We start from the raw sequence: 19,617 nt of genomic DNA, 5'->3' as shown, positions 1-19,617 counted from the left end.
GGACAAGGTGAAATACCGCCCCGCCGACTGCCCCCTATGGTCGACATCGGCGACGAAGCCCCCGACTTCACGCTGCCGCTCGCGGGCGGCGAGGCGTACAACGACATAGAACCGTTCACGCTCTCGGAGGCGATCCCGGACGGCCCGACCGTCCTGGCGTTCTACCCGGCCGCCTTCACCAGCGGCTGTACCGAGGAGATGTGCTCCTTCCGGGACTCGATGGGCCTCTTCGACGACCTCCACGCGCAGGTGTACGGCGTGAGCGTCGATCTCCCGTTCTCCCAGAACATCTGGATCCGCCAGGAGGAACTGAACTTCCCGCTGCTTTCGGACTGGGACCACGAGGTGATCTACGACTACGGCGTCGTCCTCGAAGACATGTACGGGATGCTCGAAGTCGCAGAGCGCAGCGTCTTCGTCGTCGACACCGACGGGGTCGTGACCTACAAGTGGGTCAAAGAGGGGGACAATCCCGACTTCGACGAGCTCGTCGGCGAGGTCGCCGACGCGGTCGCCGAAGTGGCGGAGGCGTAGCCGACGGACACGAGCGGGTGAACGTCACCGTTAACCCCGGTGACGGCCTTCCGCACGTATGTTCGAAGATCGCCCGGACTGCGAGGAGGTCGTCCTCGTCGGCCGGTCGAACGTGGGGAAGTCGACGCTGATGCGGGAGCTGACGGGCCACTCGAAGATCACCGTGGGCCAAAAGCCCGGCGTCACCCGGTCGCCGAACCACTTCGACTGGGCCTCGGAGGGATTCATGTTCACGGACCTCCCCGGCTTCGGCTTCATGTCCGGCGTCGACGAGGGCCGCCGCGAGCAGATCAAGACCGACGTCGTGCGGTACATCGAGTCGAACGCCGACGAGATCCTCACGGCGGTCCTCGTCGTCGACGGCAAGAGCGTCATCGACATCATCGACCGCCACTCCGGCCCCGACGAGATCCCCCACGACGTCGAGCTGTTCCACTTCCTGTGGGAGCTCGACGTGCCGACCGTCGTCGCCGTCAACAAGATGGACAAGGTCGACGACCGCGGCGAACGGCTGGACGACCTCTGTGATCGCCTGGGACTGCATCCGCCGTGGAAGCAGTGGCGGGAGACGATCGCGCCGATCAGCGCCAAGCGCGGCGACATCGACGCCCTGGAGGAGGCGCTCCGCACGAACTTCCACGAGCAGAAGCGCGACGACCTGCTGAAGTTCGTGAGTTAGCGCGGCGATCTACGGTCGAAAGGTGGCTCGGCGAGAAGGTGTCATCACAAGGGGCTGAGTGGGGGTAACCCTCGTCATCGCCACCGGTCGCATATCGACGTGCCCGACGCAAGAATCCCTCGTTTGGCGTCGAGCGCGGGCGCGGCGTTCACGTCCACTCTGCGTTCTCGGCGTGTTCTTCGGCGACGGCTCGAACGTCCGCGCCCGATAGCAGTCCCGCCTCGGTCGCGATCCCGTCGATCAATTCTCCCGGAGTGACCTCGAACGTCGGCGCGTGGACCGAGACGTCGCGGTCGCCGTCGTAGACGAGATCGGCGGGCGAGCGCTCGTCGGGGGCCTCGCGATCAGACACCTCAGCGCCAGACGGGCGGACTTTGTCCCGCGAGGCGACGACGTAGACCGGAACGCCGAGCGAGCGGGCCGCGAGCGCCAGGACTCTGGTTCCGGTCTTGTTCACGACGCTCCCGTCCGGAAACACGGAGTCGGCGCCGACGAGCACCGCGTCGGCGTCGTATCGGTCCAGCGCCGTCGGGAGCGCCGCCTCCGTGTCAGCGTCACCGCCGCGTCGGTCGCGTCAACGGCCCGCTCAGCGACGTCGACGCCCTCGCGCTCGGGGCGCGATTCGGCGACGAGCAGGCGGGACGGAGCCAATCGATCGATGGCCTCGCGGACCGTCCCCGAGCGCGAGAGCGTCGCGACCGCCGTCGCGTCGGCGTCGCGGAGGCGGCTCACCGCCGTCGCGGCGGCTTCCTCGTCGGCCGCGAGCGCCGCGTCGAGGGCGTCGATGGCGCGGTCGACGACCGCATCGGGATCAGGCGCCGCGCCGTCGGCCGCGCGGATCGACTCGGCGACGACGCGGTCGATCCGGTTCGCGATCGCCGCCATCCCCGGACGGGCCGCGCGGAGGTCGCGCGCGGTCGCGGCGACCGAATCCCAGTCGTCGGCGTCGGCCTCCGCGGCCGCGTCGCGGAGGGCTTCCAGCGCGCGGGCGGAGATCCACGCCGATCCGTGGGTGCGGTCGCTCTCGACGTCGTCGACCGTCGGCCCGACGCGGCGCCACGTCTCCCAGAGCCGCGGGACCGCCTCTCTGTCTCGGATCGCGGTCGGATCGATCCACTCGACGGCGGCGAGCTCCTCGTTGGGCGTCACCTCGCGGGTGTCGCTCTCGAAGAGGAACGGATGGACGGTGAACGAGCCCGCCTCGTCGTCGACCGCTAGGGGCTCGCCCGCGCGTACGAGGTCGAGGCGGTCGTCGGTCAGGCCGGTCTCCTCGCGGAGTTCGCGCCGGGCGTCCGCCTCGGCGTCGTCGGGGTCGCCCTCGACGTAGCCCGAGACGCCCGCCCAGCGCCCCGTGTACGTCCCGACCGCGTCGCTCCGGCGGGTGAGGAGGACCTCCCCGCGCTCCCGCACGAAACACGTGACCACGTGTGCCATCACGCCGTGATTCGGGTCGAGGGGTAACGGCCCTTTCCCGTCCCGGAGCGCGTCCGGGCGCAGGCGGGGACTCGAACGCGGGGCATACCGGAGACGCCCGCCACCACCTGTTCGCTTTTCACCGGGGCGCGCCCTCGGCCTGTATGGAGCTGTTCGCAGTCCCCGACCTCCCCGAGATCCGGGCGGGCCACGACCTCGCGGCGCTGATCCGCGACGCCGTCGATCTCCGCGAGGGCGACGTCGTCTGCGTCGCCTCGACGGTCGTCTCGAAGGCCGAGGGCCGGTCCGCCGACCTCGACGACTTCCCGGCGGGGCCTCGGGCCCGCGAGATCGCCGCACGGCTGGCGGATCACACCGGCGAGGAGAAGGACCCGCGGTTCGCCCAGGCCGTCCTCGAAGAGAGCGTCGAGGTGCTGATGGAGGCGCCGTTCCTCCTGACGGAGACGCGCTTCGGCCACGTCGGCGTCAACGCCGGCATCGATCGCTCGAACACGGCAGACGGCGACCTCTTGCTCCTCCCGAAACGGCCGAGCGAGAGCGCAGCGCGCATCCGATCCGGGCTCTCGGCCGACCGCGTGGTCGTCACCGACACCTGCGGCCGGCCGTTCCGACACGGCCAGCGGGGCGTCGCGATCGGCTGGGCCGGCCTCGCGCCGGGTCGGGACTGGCGCGGCGAGCGGGACAGGGACGGCCGCGAACTCGACGTCACCGTCGAGAACGTCGCCGACGAGCTCGCCGCGGCCGCGAACCTCGTGGCGGGCGAGGGCGACGGCGGGACCCCGGTGGTGGTCGTCCGCGACTTCGAGTGGGGCGACCACGGCGAGAGCGACGCCCACTTCCGGGAGGTCGAGACCGACTTCGTCCGGCAGGCGATCCGGGAGTGGTCGTATGAGTGACGACGGTGGCCGTGCGGGGCGCGACGGACCGACGCTCGGCGTCGAGCTCGTCCCCGACGAGCCGATTCCGGACGTCGTTGCCGAGGGCGTCGCGGCCGAGCGCGCGGGCTACGACCTCGCGTTCGTCACCTGCCACTACAACAACCGCAGCCCGTTCGCGACGCTCGCGCGGCTCGCCGCCGAGACCGATGAATTGGAGATCGGTCCGGGGATCGCGAACCCCTACGAGCGCCACCCCGTGACCCTCGCCGCGGAGACGGCGACCGTCGCCGACCAGGCGCCGGAGCGGACGGTCTTCGGCATCGGTCCGGGCGATCCCTCGACGCTCCGGAACCTCGGCCTTGACGAGGAACGGGGGCTCCGCTCCGTCCTGGAGGCGTTCGAGGTCGCCCGCGATCTCTGGGCGGGCGAGCGCGTCACCCACGACGGGACGTTCGAGGCGGCGAACGCCGGGCTGAACTTCGCGGTCCCCGGCGAGATCCCCGTCTACGTCGGCGGCGAGGGGCCGCATATGTGCCGGATGGCCGGCAAGCGTGCCGACGGCCTGCTGTTCAACGGCTCGCACCCCGACGACCTCGCGTGGGCGCGCGAGCGGGTCGAGGAGGGGCGCGCGGAGCGCGACGACGACGCGGAGGATTTCGAGTTGCTCGCCTACGCGAGCGTCAGCGTCGGACCGGACGCCGAGGCCGCCCGCGAGGCCGCCCGGCCGCCGGTCGCGTTCGTCGTCGCCGGAGCGGCGCCGCCGGTGCTGGGGCGCCACGGGATCGACGCCGATCGCGCCGAGACGATCGGCGAGCACATCAGCGCCGGGGCGTTCGGCGAGGCGTTCGAGCGCGTGACGCCGGCGATGATCGAGGCGTTCTCGGTCGCCGGGACGCCCGAGACGGTCACAGAACGGATGGCCGCGCTGTTGGATCACGCTGACGGGATCGTCGTCGGCTCGCCGCTGGGCCCGGACGCCGACGCGGCGATCCGACTGGCGAGCGAGGCGTTCGAGCGAGCCAGCGAGGAGTAGGCGCCGAAAAGGCAGTCAGCGGGCCGTGCGGTCGGCGGGCGCCTCGCGGGCGCTCGATCCGAGACCCGTGAGGAGGTTCACGAGCGCGCCCGCGGCGAGGTACGCGAAGTACGCGACCGTCGCGGTCGTCAGCGCCGCGCCGACGAGGAACGACAGGGCGGTGATCGGATCCACGCCGAGCAGCACCTCGAAGACGAAGATCCGGACGAGGTCGACGACGCTCGTGAGCAGCTGTACGACGAAGCCGAGTACCGAGACCATACCAGCGGTTTCGGACTCATCGTATATGTGTGTGCGGAATCGCGCAGCGAGTCGCCACCGCTAAGCCGACGCCGCCGCAGGGGTCTCGTATGGGCCGGGACCGGTCGCTCGACGAGTTCGTCGGCGGCGGAAGCGACGGCGCCGAGTCCGACTCAGACGGCGACGATCGCGACGCGAGCGTCGACGTCGACACGGATTCCGAGTCCGGTTCTGACCCCGATCTCGACGCAGATGACGGATCCGACGCCGATTCCGACGAAGCCGATCTCCCCGATCCGCAAGACGTCGAGCCGGCGGCGGCGACCTACCGGTGGGAGCCCGACGGCGCGGAGTGTCCGGCCTGCGGCGCGACCGTCGAGCGGCTCTGGTCGGGCGAGGACGGGAAGGGCCAGGTCTGTGCGGACTGCAAGGACTGGTGACGAGAACGACCGAGAAGAAGCGGGCTACCCGTCGCCGTCGGCGATCCGGAGCGTGAGGACGATCACGACGAGGATCACGCCGCCGATGAGCCAGTAGCCCTCGTCGAAGTAGCCGCGGTCGGCGAGCGTCCCGAAGAGCACGGGTCCGGCCGCACCCAGCGTCGCGGTCGCGGTGCGAACAACCCCCAGACCCGTCCCGCGGACCGAATCCGAGAAGGCGTCCGAGAAGTACGACTGCGTGATCGCCCCCGAGCCGAGCATCGGGCTCACGAGCGCCGTGACGCCGACGAGCGCGGGCAGTCCCTCCACGACCGGCAGGATCGCGAAGCCGACGACCGGACCGGCGAGCACCGCGACCAGCGACCAGCGGAGGCCGACCCGATCGTAGGTCGCGCCGGCGACCGGCTTCACCACGACGCCGACGGCGAAAAAGAGGCTGAAGAGCAGCGACGCCGTCGCCGAGGATAGGCCCTTCTCCTCGACGAGGTAGGTGGGGTACAGCCCCGTGAACGCCTGCCAGACCAGGATGTAGAGAAAGAGGATGAACGCGATGAGGACGACGTTCTGCCGGCGGAGCTCGGCGAGAACGCGCCGGGTGGTGTCCGTCGAGACCTCGTCGACGCCGCCCGCGTCGGCCTCTGCGCTGCGGGGCAGCGCGGCCCACAGCGCGACCGCCGCGACGACGAGCAGGGGCGTGATGAACCCGAGGCCGGCCTGCCAGGCGACCGCGGCCGCGATCGCCGCGGCGATCGGCGGGAGGACGGTCTGGCCGAGGTCGCCGGTCGCCATCGTGGCGCCGAGCGCGCTCCCGATCCGATCGGGGTAGAGGTCCGCGAGCATCGTGATCCGCGCGATCGGGTACAGCGACTGGCCGACGCCGACGAGCGCGGTCGCAGCGAAGAGAAAGAGCGCGCTCGGGGCCGAGACGACCGCCGCGATCGCGACCGCGACGACGACCGTGCCGGCGGTCATCACCGAGCGCTCGCTGTATCGGTCCGCCAGGATCCCGCCGGGCAGCTGGCCGAGCGCGGAGCCGAGCCACAGGACCGTGACCAGTAGCCCCGCGACCGAGAGGCTCAGGCCGTAGGTCTCCCGGAAGTACGGGAGCAGTACGGGGTAGATCATCCGCGCGCCGAGGAGCGTCCCCCACGTGCCGGCGATGGCGACGAACGGGCGGCCCTTCCCGTCGCCGAGGAGCGCCCGCGCTTCGCGACCGATCGAGGCGACGACGCTCATCGACGCGTCGCGGGGGCGTCGCCCCCGCGGGAGGGAATCGATAGGCGGCGACTCATCGGGCAGAACTGGTCGCGACGGTGGTAAATCGGTGTCGGATCGGGTCTTGATAATGGCTACTGTCACTGTTTACCGCTGGTTCGCCACCCCGTTTCGGCGAACCAGCGGTAATGACTGACAGTAGCCATTATCAGTCCATCCGCGTCCCGCGGCGGCCGAAGCCGCGGACGAGCGCCGCCTCGTCGATCGAGAGCACCGTCGGGCGGCCGTGCGGACACGCGTACGGATTCTCGCAGGCGCCGAGGCGCTCGATCAGCGCCGCGGCCTCCTCGGTCCCCAGATCATCGCCCGCCTTCAGCGACGGGTGGCACGCGAGGTCTTTCAGGAGCGCGTCGCGGCCGTCGTCGGGCGACTCGCCGCGCCGGAGGGCGTCGACGGCGTCCGCGACGCTCGCGGGGTCGGGGGCGCGGCCCATCGGGGCGGGGACCGCGCGCACCCGGACGGTCGACTCCCCGAACGGCTCGATCTCGTACCCCAGCGCCGCGAGGTCGTCGCGGTGGACGTCGACGGCGGCGCGCTGGGCGGGCGTCAGCTCCACCGTCGCGGCCGGGTCGACCGGCGCGCGCGGCGTCTCGCCGTCGACGGCGGCGCGGAGCCGCTCGTAGTTCACGCGCTCGTGGGCCGCGTGCTGGTCGACGACGAGGAGGTCGTCGTCGGCCTCACAGAGCAGATAGAGCTCGCGGAACTGCCCGATGACGTCGACGTCCTCGAACGCCGACTCCGCCTCCGAGAGCGGTTCGAGCGCGTCGTCGAGGTCCATCGAGAGGTCCTCGGTGCGGCGCCTGTCGGTCGTCGAGAGCGCGTCGCGGACGGCGGCCTCGACGCCCGCCGCGACGGCGTCGGGGTCGCGGAGCCGGACCTCGCGCTTCCGCGGGTGGACGTTGTGGTCGGCCCACGAGTCGGGCAGCGACACCGACACGACAGCGATGGGCGCGCGGTCGTCCGGCAGGAGGTCGCCGTAGCCCTCGACCACCGCGCGTCGGAGGCGGGCGTTCCGCACGGGGCGGCCGTCGACCGCGACGTAGACGTGCTCGCGGCGGGCGCGCGTGACCGAAGGCTGAACGAGAGCGCCCCGGAGCACCAAGTCGCCGGCCGAGCCGCCCTCGGCGTCGAGCCCCCGCTCGGCGTCGATCGCGACCGTTCTCGACGCCACCTCGCGGTCGTAGACGCCGAGCAGCGCGTCGTCGAAGTCGCCGGTCCCGGGCGTCGAGAACACCTCGCTGCCGTCGTGAGCGAGGGAGAACGAGACGTCGGGATTGACGAGCGCGTACCGCGAGACGGCGTCGCTCACGCGGGCGAACTCCGTCGCCGCGGCCGACAGCGACTCGCGACGGGCGGGCGCGTCGGCGAACAGCTCCCGGACGGTGACGGTCGTCCCGCGCCCGCGCCCGGTCGGCTCGACCAGATCGGCCCCCGGGCCGCCGCTCGCGACCACCCGGGTGCCGCGGGGGCCGCCGTCGTTCGTCAGGAGTTCGAGGGTCGCGACGGTCGCGACGCTCGGGAGCGCCTCGCCGCGGAAGCCGAGGGTGTCGACCGCCGCGAGCGACGCCCCGCGCCGGAGCTTGCTCGTCGTGTGCCGCTCGACGGCGAGTTCGGCGTCCTGCGGGCTCATCCCGCGGCCGTCGTCCCGGACGCGGATCCGCTCCCTGCCGTCGCCCGCGACGTCGACGTCGATCCGGGAGGCGCCCGCGTCGAGGGCGTTTTCGAGCAGTTCGACGACGACGTCCGCGGGCCGGGTGATCACCTCGCCGGCGGCGACGCTGGCGACCGTCTCGTCGTCGAGCCGGCGGACGGCGGCGTCGGCCTGCGCGTCCGGGCGCTCCTTACTCATTCAGTTCTCGCTGTAGGCGTTCCAGGGTGTTGAGCGCTTCGAGCGGCGTGGTCCGCGCCACGTCGAGGTCGCGGAGTTCGGCTAAGACCTCCCGTTCAGCCTCGCCGAGGTCGTCGAAGTCGCCGTCGATCGCCAGGCCCTCGGGGCGCCCGTTCGAGCCGGCGTCGAGGCCGTCGACGTAGGCCGCCAGCGTGTCTCTCGGGCCGTCAGAATCGTCATCGGCGGGATCGGCGGTCGAGACCGACGCGTCGGCTCCGGTATCGCCCGAGTCCGCGTCGGCGCCGTCCCTCTCGGTCGCGGCTCCGGACGTGCTCGCGTCGGCTCCCGGCGCCGACGACTCCCGCAGGTGCTCGCGGGCGCGTGCGACCACGCGATCCGGCACGCCGGCGAGCCGGGCCACCTCGACGCCGTAGGACGACGACGCGGCGCCTTCGGCGACGCGGTGGAGGAACGTCACGTCCGGCGCGTCGGTGTCATCGGGCGAGTCGGCGCCGTCGCCGTCCTTGCCCTCGCCTTTGCTCACCGTGAAGTGGAGATTGAACGCGTTCGGGAGCTCTTCGGCGAGCGCGGTCAGGTCGTGGTAGTGGGTGGCAAACAGCGTCGTGGCGCCGACCTCGTCGTGGACGAACTCCGTCGTCGCGCGGGCGATCGCGAGGCCGTCGGCCGTCGAGGTCCCTCTCCCCACCTCGTCGAGGAGGACCAGCGAGTCCTCGGTGGCGTCGTGGAGGATCTCTGTGAGTTCGGCCATCTCGCGCATGAACGTCGACTGGCCGCCCGCGATGTCGTCGGAGGCGCCGACCCGGGTGAAGAGGCGGTCCAGCACGGGCAGTTCGGCCGCGTCCGCCGGGACGAAACTGCCGGCCTGCGCGAGCAGGCAGACCAGCGCGATCTGGCGCATGTACGTCGACTTCCCGCTCATGTTCGGCCCGGTGATGACGGCGACGTGACCGTCGGCGAAGTCGATCCCGTTGGGGACGAACTCGGCCTGGGTCCGCTCGACGACCGGGTGCCGACCGGCGTCGATCGCGATCTCCTCGGCGCCCATCTCCGGGCGGACGTAGTCCGCGCTCGCGGCGACCGTCGCGAACGTGGCGAGGACGTCGAGCCGCGCGAGCGCGTCAGCCAGCGACTGGAGCCGCTCGGTCTCGGCGGCGACTTCGGCGCGGACGTCCCGGAAGACCTCGTACTCCAGGGCGTTCGCCCGCTCTGCGGCCGAGAGGATCTCGTCCTCGCGGCGCTTGAGTTCGGGCGTGTAGAACCGCTCGGCGTTCTTCAGCGTCTGCCGGCGAGTGTAGTCGTCGGGGACGCGGTCGAGGTTGGGGTTCGTCACCTCGATGTAGTAACCGTGGACCTGATTGTACCCGACTTCGAGAGAATCGATGCCGGTGCGCTCGCGCTCGCGCTCTTCGAGGGACGAAACCCACTCGCGTCCCTCGCGCTCGGTCGCGCGGATCTCGTCGAGTTCGTCGTCGAAGCCCTCCCTGATGACGCCGCCCTCGGTGATCTCCTGGGGCGGGTCCTCGACGATCGCCTCGCCGATCAGGTCGCGGACGTCCGCCAGTTCGTCCAGCGACTCCCGGAGATCCGCGAGGGCCTCGGACTCCGCGTCGGCGAGGGCGTCTTTCACCTCGGGGACGACGTCGAGCGTCGTCTTCAGCGCCCGGAGGTCGCGGGCATTCGCGCGCTCGCGGGAGACGCGGGCGGCGAGGCGTTCGAGGTCGTACACCCGATCGAGGTGGTCGCGGATCGTCTCCCGCGCGAGCGGCCGCGAGAGCAGCTCCGCGACGGCGTCGTGGCGGCGCTCGATCGCCGCCTCGTCGATGAGGGGCCGTCGGAGCCACGCTTCCAGTTTCCGGCGGCCGAGGGCGCAGGCGGTCCGGTCGACGGTATCCAAGAGCGTCTCGCCGCGGCCGGGGTGCCGCGAGTCGAACAGTTCCAGGCTGCGCATCGCCGTCGCGTCGATCCGGAGCGACTCCCGGAGGTCGTACCGGCGGATCCGCGAGACGTACGAGAGCGCGCCGTCGTCGCCCTGGGTGTACTCGGCGTAGTCGAGCAGCGCGCCGACCGCGCGGCGCTCGACCGGCGAGTCGAGGACCGCGGTCGGCTCCGCGACGTACCGCGAGAGCGTCTCGTCGGCCCGGTCGAGCGCGAACGCCTCGGGGCCGCGGTCGGTCAGCATCGTCTCGAAGCCGAGCCCCGACGGGTCGAACCCGAGCCCCGCGGGCGCGAGCACCTCCGCGGGCGCGAGCCGTTCGAGTTCGGTGCTGATCCGGTCGGGGCCGGCGCTCGTCACCCGGCACTCGCCCGTGGAGACGTCGAGGGTCGCGAGCGCGGTCCGGGGGTCGTCGCCGTCGCCTCCGAGATTCTTCTCCCCTTCCGCCTCGACGACCGCGGCCAGGTACGTCGCGCTCGCGCGATCCAGCAGTTCGTCGTCGACGACGGTCCCGGGGCTGACGACGTTCGTGACCGCGCGGTCGACGAGGCCGGAGGCCTCCTCGGCGTCTTCGACCTGGTCGGCGACGGCGACGCGGTACTCCGCGTCTAGCAGGGGTTCGAGGTACGAGGCGGCGTTGTCGATGGGGATGCCCGCCATCGCGTAGGTGCCCGTCGAGTCCTCGCGCTTGGTCAGCGTCACCTCGCAGACGCGGGCGACGACCTCGGCGGCCTCGCAGAAGGCCTCGTAGAAGTCCCCGACCTGGAAGAGGACGATCGCGTCGGGGTGGGTCTCACAGAGGTCGAGGTACTGCGAGAGCATCGGCGTGAGCTCCTCGCGGCGGTCGAGCAGCTTCTGCGGGGGGCCCTCCGGCCGGCGGTCGCGCTCGCCGTCGGCGTCGGTCCGGGTGCCGGATTCGCCCGGCTCCGGGGCTGGCTCCTCACTCGCGTCGGACCCTGCGCCGTTCATACCTACCGGACGGCGGCCGAAGACCAAAAGCGGACGGGAAGGGCGGCCCGCGGCGCGGTCAAGGCCGGTCGAGGAAGCCGTCGGCCCATCCGGTCGCGGTACAGATAGCCGACCGCGGACAGAGCGAGGACGGCGGCGGCGACCGCGACCGCGACGAGGTGGGCGAGAAAGCGGCGCTTGTCTCCCAGGGAGGCGAAGATCCGCACCGAGCCGAGCCGCGTCCGGAGCCGCGCCAGGCGTTCGCACACGCTCTGTCGGACGCCGCCGCGTCACTCGAACGGTACCCCGCCGACGCCAGCAAAGTTACGTGGTCGCGGGGGCTATGTCTTCCCAACAGCGCGGGCCGACGCATCGCGGTCGGCGCGGTCGGTGCCGCGCTCGCTGCCCCCACAATGACCGACGTAGACGCCATATCTGACTCGGAGAAGGAGTCGGGTTCGGTCTCCCCGCTTCCCGTCGACGAAGCGGCCGACCTGACCACGCGGATCGCCGACAACGTCGAGCGCGTCATCGTCGGCCACCGCGACGCGATCGAACACATCCTCGTCGCCCTCTTCGCCCGCGGCCACCTCCTCTTAGAGGACGTCCCGGGCGTCGGCAAGACGATGCTCGCGCGCGCGGTGGCGACCTCGCTGGACGGGTCGTTCAAGCGCGTGCAGTTCACGCCCGACCTCCTGCCCTCCGACGTGACCGGCGTGAACGTCTTCAACGAGAAGACCCGCGAATTCGAGTTCCGACCCGGCCCGGTGTTCGCGAACGTCCTGCTGGGCGACGAGATCAACCGCGCGCCGCCGAAGACCCAGGCCGCCCTCCTGGAGGTGATGGCCGAAGAGCAGGTGACCGTCGACGGCGAGACCCACCGCGTCCCGGATCCATTCACCGTCATCGCGACGCAGAACGACGTCGAGCCCGGCCGCACCTACGAGCTCCCGGTCGCCGAGGTCGACCGATTCACGAAGAAGATCCGGCTGGGCTACCCCAGCGAGGACGAAGAGACCGAACTGCTGGGTCGGCTCACGGGCGAACACCCCATCGAGTCCTTAGAGCCGGTGGCCGACGTCGGCGACGTCAGGCGCGCGCGGTCGACCGTCTCCGAGGTCACCGTCCGCGAGCCGGTCCGCGCGTACGTCTCGCGGCTGGCGAAGTACACCCGCGAGCACGCCCGCCTGGGCGCGAGCCCGCGCGGCGCCATCGCACTCGTCCGGGCCTCACAGGTGCGTGCGGTCTTCGAGGGCCGGGGCTACGTCACGCCCGACGACGTACAGACCGAGGCGCCGACGGTGTGGAGCCACCGCGTCCGGACCGACACGGAGGTCGACGGCGCGACGGTCGTCGAGCGCGCCCTCGAAGAGGTGCCCGTCGAGTGAGTGGTGAGTAGCGAGCCGATGCGACCGACACGACGCGGATACGCCGTCGCGGCCGTCGTCGCCGCCGCCGTGGCCGTCGGCGCGGCGTTCGGGGCGCGCTCGCTCGACGCCGTCGTCCTCCCCGGAGTCGTCGCGCTCGTCGCCGCCGCCGTGCAGGTCTGGCGCGCGCCGGCGCCGGGCGTCGAGCGCGCGCTCCCGCCGGCCGACGAGCCCGGAACGACGGGAACGGTCGAGCTCCGGCTCGACGCGCCGCGGACCTACCCCGCGACGATCCGCGATCGGCTACCGGCGGGCGTCGCCGTCGCGGGGAGCGGCGTCGACGGTGAGAACGCAGATGCGGGCGAGTCGAACGAGGCTAGCGAGGCCGTCGTCGACGCCGCCATCGGCGGGACCGTCAGCTACGAGATCGCCCGGCGGCGACGCGGGAGACACGACATCGGCCCCCTCGCGGTCGTCGTGACCGACGTGCTCGGGCTCTTCGAGCGCACGATCGCGCTCGACGTCCGCGAGGACCTGCTCGTCTTCCCGCGGGTCCGGCGGCTCTCGGGGTCGGCGGAGGCGAACCTCCGGGCGCTCACCCGGTCGCAGCGGGCGACCCGCCGCGACGAGTTCGACGACCTCCGCGAGTACGTGCGCGGGGACGCGCTCCGGGACGTCCACTGGAAGTCCTCGGCCAAGCGCGGCGAGTTGATGATCCGGGAGTTCACCGCCGAGACCGACCCCGACCGCGTCACCGTCGCCGCGGGCGTCGCCGGCGCGGAGCGGCCGCGCGGCGAGGCCGAAGACGGGGACGAGACCGACCCGAGCGCGGATCCGCTGGCCGACGCGATGGCCGAGGCCGCGGCGACGGTCTGTCTCGCGCTGATCCGCGAGGGCGCGAGCGTGCGGCTCTCGACGCCCGCCGGGGGGGTCGACGCCGGCGTCGACGACACCCGCGCGATGCTCGATCACCTCGCGGTCGTCGACCGCGGGCCGGTGCCCGCACTCGACGGCGAGCCCGACGTCGCGGTCGTCGTCGACGACGAGCGGACGGTCGTCCGGTTCGACGGGCGCGGGCACCGCTTCGAGTCGATGATCGGAGAGGCCGACGGCGAGGGGCGGCCGGACGGCCGGTCCGCAGTCGGTGCCGACGTCGCAGCCGACGCCGACGGCGCCGGTCCGGATGCGTCGAGCAGAGCGGGGCGAGTCGCGCCCGCCTCCGGGAGCCGCCGCGGCGGAGGGTCGTCCGGATGAGCGCCGTCGAGCGGCGGACGGACTGGGCCGGGCGCCTGCTCCGCGGGGGAACGCTCGCCGTCGCGGGGCTGACTGCGCTGACGTGGGCCTACGCGAGCGTCCTCTGGCGCGTGACCGACGTCGTCGGCGGAGGCCAGCAGTTCCTCGGCGTCCTCGTGGCGTCGTTCGGCCTGGCGCTCCTCGTGGGGCGGTTCGTCGGCGTCCGGGCCGCCGTCGGCCTCGCCTCGGCGCTCTTCGGGCTGGGACTGGCGGGGTACCTGCTCGCGCTCCCGCAGAGCCAGCTCCAGCTGTTGACGCCTCGGCGCGCGCTCGCCGACACGGTGGCGCTCCTGACCGGGCTCTCGATCCTCCGGCTCGTCGGCGCGGGCGTGTGGGCGACCGCGGTCCTCCCCGGCCCGGTCTTCCTCTCGTGGTACCTCGCGGTCCGGCGGCGGTACGTCGCCGCGGCCGTCGCCGGCGGGCTCGCGCTCGGGCTCGTCGTGCTCACCGGCGACGCCGACGGCGTGACGACGCTCGTGGGCGTCCTCGGCGCGACGGCGACCGTGGCCGCGGCGACGTTCGAGCGCCACGGCGTCGACGTCGGCGGGCTCGACGCCCTGACGGTCGTGCTCGCGGCGATGGTCGTCGCCTCGGCGACGCTGACGGTCGTGCCGGGGGCGGCCGGGTCGCCCATTCTCCCGGACCGCGGCTCGCCCACGGTGGAGGCGAACCTCGTCGAGTCGCGGGACCGGGTCGAGATCGTCGGGAGCATCCGCCTCTCTCCCAAAATCCGGTTCACCGTCGAGAGCCCCCGTCCGCAGTACTGGCAGACCGGCGCCTACGACCGCTACACCGGCGACGGCTGGGTGCGGACCGGAACGACGCGGCCCTACGAGGGACCGCTCCGCGGACCGCCGGGACCCACCGATCCGCTGGAACAGACCGTCACCGCGCGGGACTCGATGTCGGTCCTCCCGGCGGCGTGGCGGCCGATCTCGCTCGACGGCGCGGTGAGCGAACGCGCGGTCGTGACGCCGCAGGGGACGCTCCGACCCGGCGGGACGCTCCAGTCCGGCGACCGCTACACCGTCCGGAGCCGGGTCCCGCAGGCGAGCCCCGAGCGACTCCGGGCGGCCGGGACCGACTACCCCGACCGCGTCACCGACTCGTACCTCCAACTGCCGTCGAGCACGACCCAGCGGGTCCGCGAGCGGGCCGCGAGCGTCACCGCGGACGCCGAGACCCCCTACGCCGAGGCGGTCGCGATCGAGCGGTACCTGGAGTCGAACAAGGAGTACTCGCTCAGCGTGCCGCCGCCGAGCGGCGACGTCGTCGACACCTTCCTCTTCGAGCGCGACGCCGGCTACTGCACCTACTTCGCGACCGCGATGGTCGTGATGCTGCGCTCGGAAGGCGTGCCGGCGCGGTTCGTCACGGGCTACACGTCTGGCGAACAGACGGGCGACGGCGAGTACGTCGTCCGCGGCCTCAACTCCCACGCCTGGGTGGAGGTCTACTTCCCCGAGGTGGGGTGGGTCCGCTTCGACCCGACGCCCGGCGGACCGCGGGAGACCGCCGAGGAGGCGCGGCTCACGGAGGCCCGACAGAGCGGCGAGACGAACGTCGACCTCCCGGGGCCGAACGGGACCGTGACGCCGCCGGTCGGAGCGCCCGCGGGCGCGACCACGCCGCAGCTCCCCGCGGGAGCGACGCCGGGCGCGTCGAACGCGACGCCGGGGACGCCGAACGCGACGCCGACACAGGCCGGGAGTTCCCCGGCGAGCGATAGCGGGTCGGGCCCGCTGCCGGTGCCGCTCCCGTCGCTGCCCTCGCGCCGGATGCTCCTGATCGGCGCGGTCGCGCTCGTCGGCCTCACGGCGGGCGCGAGGCGGACGGGGACCGCCGGGCGGATGCGGCGGCTGCTCGCGGTCCAGTACCAGCGGCGCCGCGATCCCGAGACCGACGTCGCACGCGCGTACCGGCGGGTCGCGACCGTCCTCGAACGGAGGCACCGGCCGCGGCGGCCCGGCGAGACGCCGCGGGCGTATTTCCGATCGCTCCCCGACGGGCACGGCGGGGCAGCCGAGGCGCGCCGCGTCGGCGACCTCTACGAGCGCGCCAGGTACGGCGGCGGCGTCGACCGCGACGACGCCGACGAGGCCGTCGCGCTCGCGGACGAACTCGTGCGGTCGGCGACGCCGGTGCTTCGGTGGTTCCGGTCTCGCTCCTGATGCCGCGCGCGGTTCGATGCCCGGCGAGCGTCGGGGGTCGGCGGCGCCACGGAGCCGCGGCGGGCGGCCGGCGAGCGGGCCAAGCGACCGGGCGGCTGTGCGCTCGACGCGGGGTCCCGATACTGTTTAATATCCCCATCTTGTAGTTTCGGACTGTAATGTCGGAAGTCTGCTCGACGTGCGGACTCCCTGAGGAACTCTGCGTCTGCGAGGACGTCGCCAAGGAATCCCAGGAGATCACCATCCGCATCGACGAGCGCCGCTACGGAAAGGAGGTAACGATCATCGAAGGCTTCGACCCCAAGGACGTCGATATGGACAGTCTGTCCTCGGACCTGAAGTCGAAATTCGCCTGCGGCGGCACGGTCGAGGACGGCGCCATCGAACTGCAGGGGAACCACACCGGTCGCGTCGAGGACTTCCTCCGCGACAAGGGCTTCAACGTCGCCTGATCGGTACCGCCTGAGCGTCCCGCGTCGAGCGGCTTTTTCGTTCTTCACGTCGGGAGCCGCGGCGCTGTCGTGACAGCGCCCCGAACCGAAAGACCTCTGCGGGTGGACCGCGCCCATCGGATATGGTCGACTCGGACTGGTGGGTCGGCGTCGCCCTCCCCCCGCTGCTCGAAGTGGTCGGACTGCTCGCGCTGTCCCTGTCGGACACCGTCGACGGGCCCCCGACCGCGCTGGATGTCCTCCCCGCGGCGTTCGTCCTGTTGAGCCTCGTACTGATTCCCGTGTTCGCGATCGCGCTGTATTTCGACGCGCGAGCGGTCGCGCGGAGCACGGAGACCTGGACGCCGGATCCCCGCCTATGGGGTGTCGCGGGCGTGGTCGCGCCCGCGGTCGGGCTCGCGCTCGTCGACTCCCCCCTGCTCCTGTTCGTCGGGAGCGCGTACCTCCTCCGTCGGTTCCGATCGCGGGATCCGAGCCCCGCCGGCGCCGGCCCGGACGCCCACGAGGCGGTCGGGGAGACCGACGACCGAGACGCGTCGGCGGCGAGCGAGCGGCCCCGAGAGCGTGTCTCCCGGTGGTACTACGGCGTCGCGCTCACGGTCGCGGCGTTCGCCGTCCTCGCGGTGGCGGTGCCGCTGCTCGGCGCCGTGCTCGGCGTGTCGGCGAACGCGGAGTTCGTCTACGAGACGATCCCGACCGTGGGCGTCTTCCTCCCGCTCGTGGCGCTTTTGGCCCTCGTCGCGGCGATCCTCCTCGTCCCGGTGTTCAGCGTCTCGCTGTACCTCGACGTCCGGGCGGTCCGCGAGAGCGCGATCGGCTGGGCGCCCGACCGCCGGATCTGGGGCGTCGTCGCGGGCGTCCACCTCCTCAACGTTCTCGTGCCGATGACGTGGCTGCTGTCGGTGCCCGCGGGCGGGTACTACCTCTGGCTCCGCCACCGGCGGGTCGGGCGGCCGTAGATGAGCGGCGCCGCGCCCCTCGATGGCCGGGACGGAAGCCGTTCGACACCCAGAAGGAGAGTGGCGAGACCGACACACTCCAGGATAGCCTCGCGCGTGATTCCGGCGGGTCCGGAACGAATACTTATATGAACTTGTTTAATATTGGTGATCGATAAGCGATGGGACGCGGCGGGGGCGACGAAGTCGACGTCGGCGACATCTCACCAGACGCCTGGCGGCTCCTTCGGGTCGCGGCCGGCTTCGAGCAGCGGACCATCGAACGAAAACTCGACGACATCATGCAGGCCCACGTCTCGATGCTCGAAAACGACACCCGAAGCCTCTCTCGGGACCGCCTGGATCAGCTGTTCGAGCTGTACCGGACCAATTTGACCGACGAGCAGATCCGCGTGCTAGTGGAGCACTTCTGATGACACGGACGCTACGACTACCGGCGAACCGAACGGCCCTGGCGCTCCTCGTCGCGGTCGTCGCGACCGCCGCGATCGCGGGCGCGCCGACGCCGCCCGGCCTCGACAGGGCGGGCCAGCTGGCGCTGGCCACGATGGCGCTGGCGGCGATCCTGTGGGTGACGAAGGCGCTGCCGCTGGCGTTGACGGGGCTTCTCATCCCGGTCGTCCTGACGATCTTCGGCGTCTACCAGCGGATGGAGGCCGCGCTGTCCGGCTTTGCCGACCCGCTCATCTTCCTGTTCGTGGCCGGGTTCATGCTGGCGGAGGCGCTCCAGACGCACAACATCGACCGGCGGCTGGCGCTGCATCTCATCAACGCGCTGGGGCGGTCGCCGCGGCTGCTCATCCTGGCGATCATGCTCTCGACGGCGTTCCTCTCGATGTGGGTCTCGAACACGGCCACGACGGCGATGATGATGCCGGTCGCGCTGGGGGTGCTGGCGGGCGTCGTCGGCCGCGACGACCCCGACGAGGGAGCGGCCTCGAACATGCGCGTCGCGACGCTGCTCGGGACCGCCTACGCCGCCAGCGTCGGGGGCGTCGGGACGCTCATCGGGACGCCGCCGAACGTCGTCGCCGTGGCGTTCCTCGACCGGCTGGTCGGGATCGAGATCTCGTTCGTCCAGTGGCTCGCGGTCGGGCTGCCGATCGTCGCGGTGACGCTGCCGCTGACGTGGTATCTCCTGACGTTCTGGCTGTATCCGCCCGAGATCGACGACGTGAACGAGGCCCAGTCCCAGGCCGGGGAGTTCCTCTCCGAAGAGGGGCCGATGTCGACGCACGCCCGCCGCGCGACGTACATCTTCGCGGCGACCGCCGCGCTGTGGGTGCTCGGCGGCCTCGGGTTCCTGTTCGAGGGCGTGCTCCCGTCGGCGTGGCAGGTGACGCTGTTCGGCGGGGAGGGCGCGAGCGTCTTCGGGCTGGAGGGCCACCGCGGAATCCTCTACTTCGTCGTGGTCGGCCTGCTGGCGATCCCCGCGCTCGTGGTGAGCGGCGCCGACGACTGGGAGAACCTCATCGACATCGACTGGGGGACGATCCTGCTGTTCGGCGGCGGCATCTCGCTGGCCGACGCGCTGGGGGAGACGGACGCCACCGCGTGGCTCGCGCGGTCGCTCTTCGATACCGTCGTCGGCGCGCCGCTCCCGCTCGTGGTCCTCACCGTCGTCGTCTTCGCGGTGCTGGCGACGGAGCTCACCTCGAACACGGCCACGACGACCATCCTGGCGCCGATCCTCATCGGGTTGGGGAGCATCTTCGCCGGGACGCTCGGCGTCGATCCGATCCCGGCGTCGATCTTCCTGACCGTCACCGGAGCGATCGCCGCGAGCTTCGCCTTCGCGCTCCCGGTGGCGACCCCGCCGAACGCGATCGTCTTCGGGAGCGGCCACCTCGAACAGCGCGACATGATCCGCGCGGGGGTGCTCCTCAACGCGGTGATGACGCTCGTGTTGACGGTGATGGCCATCCTCCTCTTCGAGTTCGTCTGGCCGCGGGTCCTCTGGTAGCCCGAGTGCGGGACCCGTCCGCCGTCGCGTCCGCGAGTCTCCTTACGGTTCCCGACGCGTTGCCGGACGAGCACGGTCACGTGTAGTCGGAGAGCGGGCGATCAGTCCGGCCGTCCGCGCTCCCGAGCGGTCCGGACGACTACGTAGCCACCAAGACGTCACATATCGA

Annotated in this window: 19 protein-coding genes; 12 read left to right on the top strand and 7 right to left on the bottom strand. The window is 72.0% G+C overall.

Annotated elements, in window-relative coordinates:
- The first annotated feature begins 36 nt into the window (after positions 1-36).
- Positions 37-534 carry a redoxin domain-containing protein gene (locus ACQUQ0_RS03680; protein ID WP_435183242.1) on the top strand — a complete coding sequence of 166 codons (498 nt, stop codon included), beginning with the start codon at positions 37-39 and terminating at the stop codon, positions 532-534.
- 58 nt (positions 535-592) lie between these two features.
- A complete protein-coding gene (engB, locus tag ACQUQ0_RS03675; protein ID WP_435183240.1) occupies positions 593-1,213 on the top strand; it encodes a GTP-binding protein EngB in 621 nt (206 codons plus the stop codon).
- Between the two features lie 148 nt (positions 1,214-1,361).
- Here engB and ACQUQ0_RS03670 read toward each other — a convergent pair whose 3' ends face one another.
- Positions 1,362-1,712, bottom strand: a complete 351-nt coding sequence (locus tag ACQUQ0_RS03670; RefSeq protein ID WP_435183239.1) for a hypothetical protein — start codon at positions 1,710-1,712, stop codon at positions 1,362-1,364.
- A complete protein-coding gene (locus ACQUQ0_RS03665; RefSeq protein WP_435183238.1) occupies positions 1,667-2,647 on the bottom strand; it encodes an NUDIX domain-containing protein in 981 nt (326 codons plus the stop codon). Before ACQUQ0_RS03665 ends, ACQUQ0_RS03670 begins: the two co-directional genes overlap by 46 nt.
- A 143-nt stretch (positions 2,648-2,790) precedes the next feature.
- Here ACQUQ0_RS03665 and ACQUQ0_RS03660 point away from each other — a divergent pair, with 143 nt between their 5' ends.
- Positions 2,791-3,543, top strand: coding sequence for a coenzyme F420-0:L-glutamate ligase (locus ACQUQ0_RS03660; RefSeq protein WP_435183237.1), 753 nt, complete (start codon positions 2,791-2,793; stop codon positions 3,541-3,543).
- Positions 3,536-4,558 (top strand): 5,10-methylenetetrahydromethanopterin reductase, encoded by a 1,023-nt coding sequence (locus tag ACQUQ0_RS03655; protein ID WP_435183236.1) that lies wholly within the window; start codon positions 3,536-3,538, stop codon positions 4,556-4,558. The genes ACQUQ0_RS03660 and ACQUQ0_RS03655 overlap by 8 nt, the downstream gene beginning before the upstream one ends.
- 15 nt (positions 4,559-4,573) lie before the next feature.
- On the opposite strand, the gene ACQUQ0_RS03650 is transcribed toward ACQUQ0_RS03655, so the two are convergent.
- The gene (locus tag ACQUQ0_RS03650; protein WP_435183235.1) at positions 4,574-4,819 is read right to left on the bottom strand and encodes a hypothetical protein; all 246 of its coding nucleotides are present in this window, start codon (positions 4,817-4,819) and stop codon (positions 4,574-4,576) included.
- Between the two features lie 89 nt (positions 4,820-4,908).
- Here ACQUQ0_RS03650 and ACQUQ0_RS03645 point away from each other — a divergent pair, with 89 nt between their 5' ends.
- Complete coding sequence (locus ACQUQ0_RS03645; protein ID WP_435183234.1) at positions 4,909-5,238, top strand: DUF7573 domain-containing protein; 330 nt, start codon at positions 4,909-4,911, stop codon at positions 5,236-5,238.
- Positions 5,239-5,262: 24 nt separating this feature from the next.
- On the opposite strand, the gene ACQUQ0_RS03640 is transcribed toward ACQUQ0_RS03645, so the two are convergent.
- The 4 genes from ACQUQ0_RS03640 to ACQUQ0_RS03625 form a co-directional block, all read right to left on the bottom strand.
- A complete protein-coding gene (locus ACQUQ0_RS03640) occupies positions 5,263-6,474 on the bottom strand; it encodes an MFS transporter (RefSeq protein WP_435183232.1) in 1,212 nt (403 codons plus the stop codon).
- A 187-nt stretch (positions 6,475-6,661) separates the two neighbouring features.
- The gene (gene mutL / locus ACQUQ0_RS03635) at positions 6,662-8,362 is read right to left on the bottom strand and encodes a DNA mismatch repair endonuclease MutL (protein ID WP_435183230.1); all 1,701 of its coding nucleotides are present in this window, start codon (positions 8,360-8,362) and stop codon (positions 6,662-6,664) included.
- A complete protein-coding gene (gene mutS, locus ACQUQ0_RS03630; protein ID WP_435183228.1) occupies positions 8,355-11,264 on the bottom strand; it encodes a DNA mismatch repair protein MutS in 2,910 nt (969 codons plus the stop codon). Before mutS ends, mutL begins: the two co-directional genes overlap by 8 nt.
- A 2-nt stretch (positions 11,265-11,266) precedes the next feature.
- The gene (locus ACQUQ0_RS03625) at positions 11,267-11,512 is read right to left on the bottom strand and encodes a hypothetical protein (RefSeq protein WP_435183227.1); all 246 of its coding nucleotides are present in this window, start codon (positions 11,510-11,512) and stop codon (positions 11,267-11,269) included.
- A gap of 144 nt (positions 11,513-11,656) precedes the next feature.
- On the opposite strand from ACQUQ0_RS03625, the gene ACQUQ0_RS03620 reads away from it, so the two are divergent.
- The 7 genes from ACQUQ0_RS03620 to ACQUQ0_RS03590 all read left to right on the top strand — a co-directional run bounded on the left by ACQUQ0_RS03620 (position 11,657) and on the right by ACQUQ0_RS03590 (position 19,448).
- The gene (locus tag ACQUQ0_RS03620) at positions 11,657-12,631 is read left to right on the top strand and encodes an AAA family ATPase (protein WP_435183226.1); all 975 of its coding nucleotides are present in this window, start codon (positions 11,657-11,659) and stop codon (positions 12,629-12,631) included.
- 18 nt (positions 12,632-12,649) lie between these two features.
- On the top strand, positions 12,650-13,864 hold the full coding sequence (locus ACQUQ0_RS03615) for a DUF58 domain-containing protein (RefSeq protein WP_435183224.1): 1,215 nt from the start codon (positions 12,650-12,652) through the stop codon (positions 13,862-13,864).
- Entirely contained in the window at positions 13,861-16,074 is a 2,214-nt protein-coding gene (locus ACQUQ0_RS03610; RefSeq protein WP_435183222.1) for a transglutaminaseTgpA domain-containing protein, read from the top strand. The genes ACQUQ0_RS03615 and ACQUQ0_RS03610 overlap by 4 nt, the downstream gene beginning before the upstream one ends.
- A gap of 158 nt (positions 16,075-16,232) precedes the next feature.
- On the top strand, positions 16,233-16,526 hold the full coding sequence (yciH, locus tag ACQUQ0_RS03605) for a stress response translation initiation inhibitor YciH (protein WP_372386461.1): 294 nt from the start codon (positions 16,233-16,235) through the stop codon (positions 16,524-16,526).
- A 122-nt stretch (positions 16,527-16,648) separates the two neighbouring features.
- Positions 16,649-17,485, top strand: a complete 837-nt coding sequence (locus ACQUQ0_RS03600; RefSeq protein WP_435183221.1) for a hypothetical protein — start codon at positions 16,649-16,651, stop codon at positions 17,483-17,485.
- 161 nt (positions 17,486-17,646) lie between these two features.
- Positions 17,647-17,898 (top strand): hypothetical protein, encoded by a 252-nt coding sequence (locus ACQUQ0_RS03595; RefSeq protein WP_372386463.1) that lies wholly within the window; start codon positions 17,647-17,649, stop codon positions 17,896-17,898.
- Positions 17,898-19,448, top strand: a complete 1,551-nt coding sequence (locus ACQUQ0_RS03590) for an SLC13 family permease (RefSeq protein WP_435183220.1) — start codon at positions 17,898-17,900, stop codon at positions 19,446-19,448. The genes ACQUQ0_RS03595 and ACQUQ0_RS03590 overlap by 1 nt, the downstream gene beginning before the upstream one ends.
- Positions 19,449-19,617: the final 169 nt, after the last annotated feature.

The sequence above is a fragment of the Halobellus sp. EA9 genome (assembly GCF_051195055.1).
GTDB classification, from domain to species: Archaea; Halobacteriota; Halobacteria; order Halobacteriales; family Haloferacaceae; genus Haloquadratum; species Haloquadratum rubicundus.
This window is presented reverse-complemented; position numbering and strand designations above follow the sequence as displayed.

What these genes read in the sequence shown, in the direction of transcription:
- ACQUQ0_RS03640 (WP_435183232.1), bottom strand. Translation starts at nt 6,474, where the DNA reads ATGAGCGTCGTCGCCTCGATCGGTCGCGAAGCGCGGGCGCTCCTCGGC.
- mutS (WP_435183228.1), bottom strand. Translation starts at nt 11,264, where the DNA reads ATGAACGGCGCAGGGTCCGACGCGAGTGAGGAGCCAGCCCCGGAGCCG.
- ACQUQ0_RS03665 (WP_435183238.1), bottom strand. Translation starts at nt 2,647, where the DNA reads ATGGCACACGTGGTCACGTGTTTCGTGCGGGAGCGCGGGGAGGTCCTC.
- ACQUQ0_RS03655 (WP_435183236.1), top strand. Translation starts at nt 3,536, where the DNA reads ATGAGTGACGACGGTGGCCGTGCGGGGCGCGACGGACCGACGCTCGGC.
- engB (WP_435183240.1), top strand. Translation starts at nt 593, where the DNA reads ATGTTCGAAGATCGCCCGGACTGCGAGGAGGTCGTCCTCGTCGGCCGG.
- mutL (WP_435183230.1), bottom strand. Translation starts at nt 8,362, where the DNA reads ATGAGTAAGGAGCGCCCGGACGCGCAGGCCGACGCCGCCGTCCGCCGG.
- ACQUQ0_RS03590 (WP_435183220.1), top strand. Translation starts at nt 17,898, where the DNA reads ATGACACGGACGCTACGACTACCGGCGAACCGAACGGCCCTGGCGCTC.
- ACQUQ0_RS03660 (WP_435183237.1), top strand. Translation starts at nt 2,791, where the DNA reads ATGGAGCTGTTCGCAGTCCCCGACCTCCCCGAGATCCGGGCGGGCCAC.
- ACQUQ0_RS03600 (WP_435183221.1), top strand. Translation starts at nt 16,649, where the DNA reads ATGGTCGACTCGGACTGGTGGGTCGGCGTCGCCCTCCCCCCGCTGCTC.
- ACQUQ0_RS03680 (WP_435183242.1), top strand. Translation starts at nt 37, where the DNA reads ATGGTCGACATCGGCGACGAAGCCCCCGACTTCACGCTGCCGCTCGCG.
- ACQUQ0_RS03615 (WP_435183224.1), top strand. Translation starts at nt 12,650, where the DNA reads ATGCGACCGACACGACGCGGATACGCCGTCGCGGCCGTCGTCGCCGCC.
- ACQUQ0_RS03610 (WP_435183222.1), top strand. Translation starts at nt 13,861, where the DNA reads ATGAGCGCCGTCGAGCGGCGGACGGACTGGGCCGGGCGCCTGCTCCGC.
- yciH (WP_372386461.1), top strand. Translation starts at nt 16,233, where the DNA reads ATGTCGGAAGTCTGCTCGACGTGCGGACTCCCTGAGGAACTCTGCGTC.
- ACQUQ0_RS03620 (WP_435183226.1), top strand. Translation starts at nt 11,657, where the DNA reads ATGACCGACGTAGACGCCATATCTGACTCGGAGAAGGAGTCGGGTTCG.
- ACQUQ0_RS03650 (WP_435183235.1), bottom strand. Translation starts at nt 4,819, where the DNA reads ATGGTCTCGGTACTCGGCTTCGTCGTACAGCTGCTCACGAGCGTCGTC.
- ACQUQ0_RS03595 (WP_372386463.1), top strand. Translation starts at nt 17,647, where the DNA reads ATGGGACGCGGCGGGGGCGACGAAGTCGACGTCGGCGACATCTCACCA.
- ACQUQ0_RS03645 (WP_435183234.1), top strand. Translation starts at nt 4,909, where the DNA reads ATGGGCCGGGACCGGTCGCTCGACGAGTTCGTCGGCGGCGGAAGCGAC.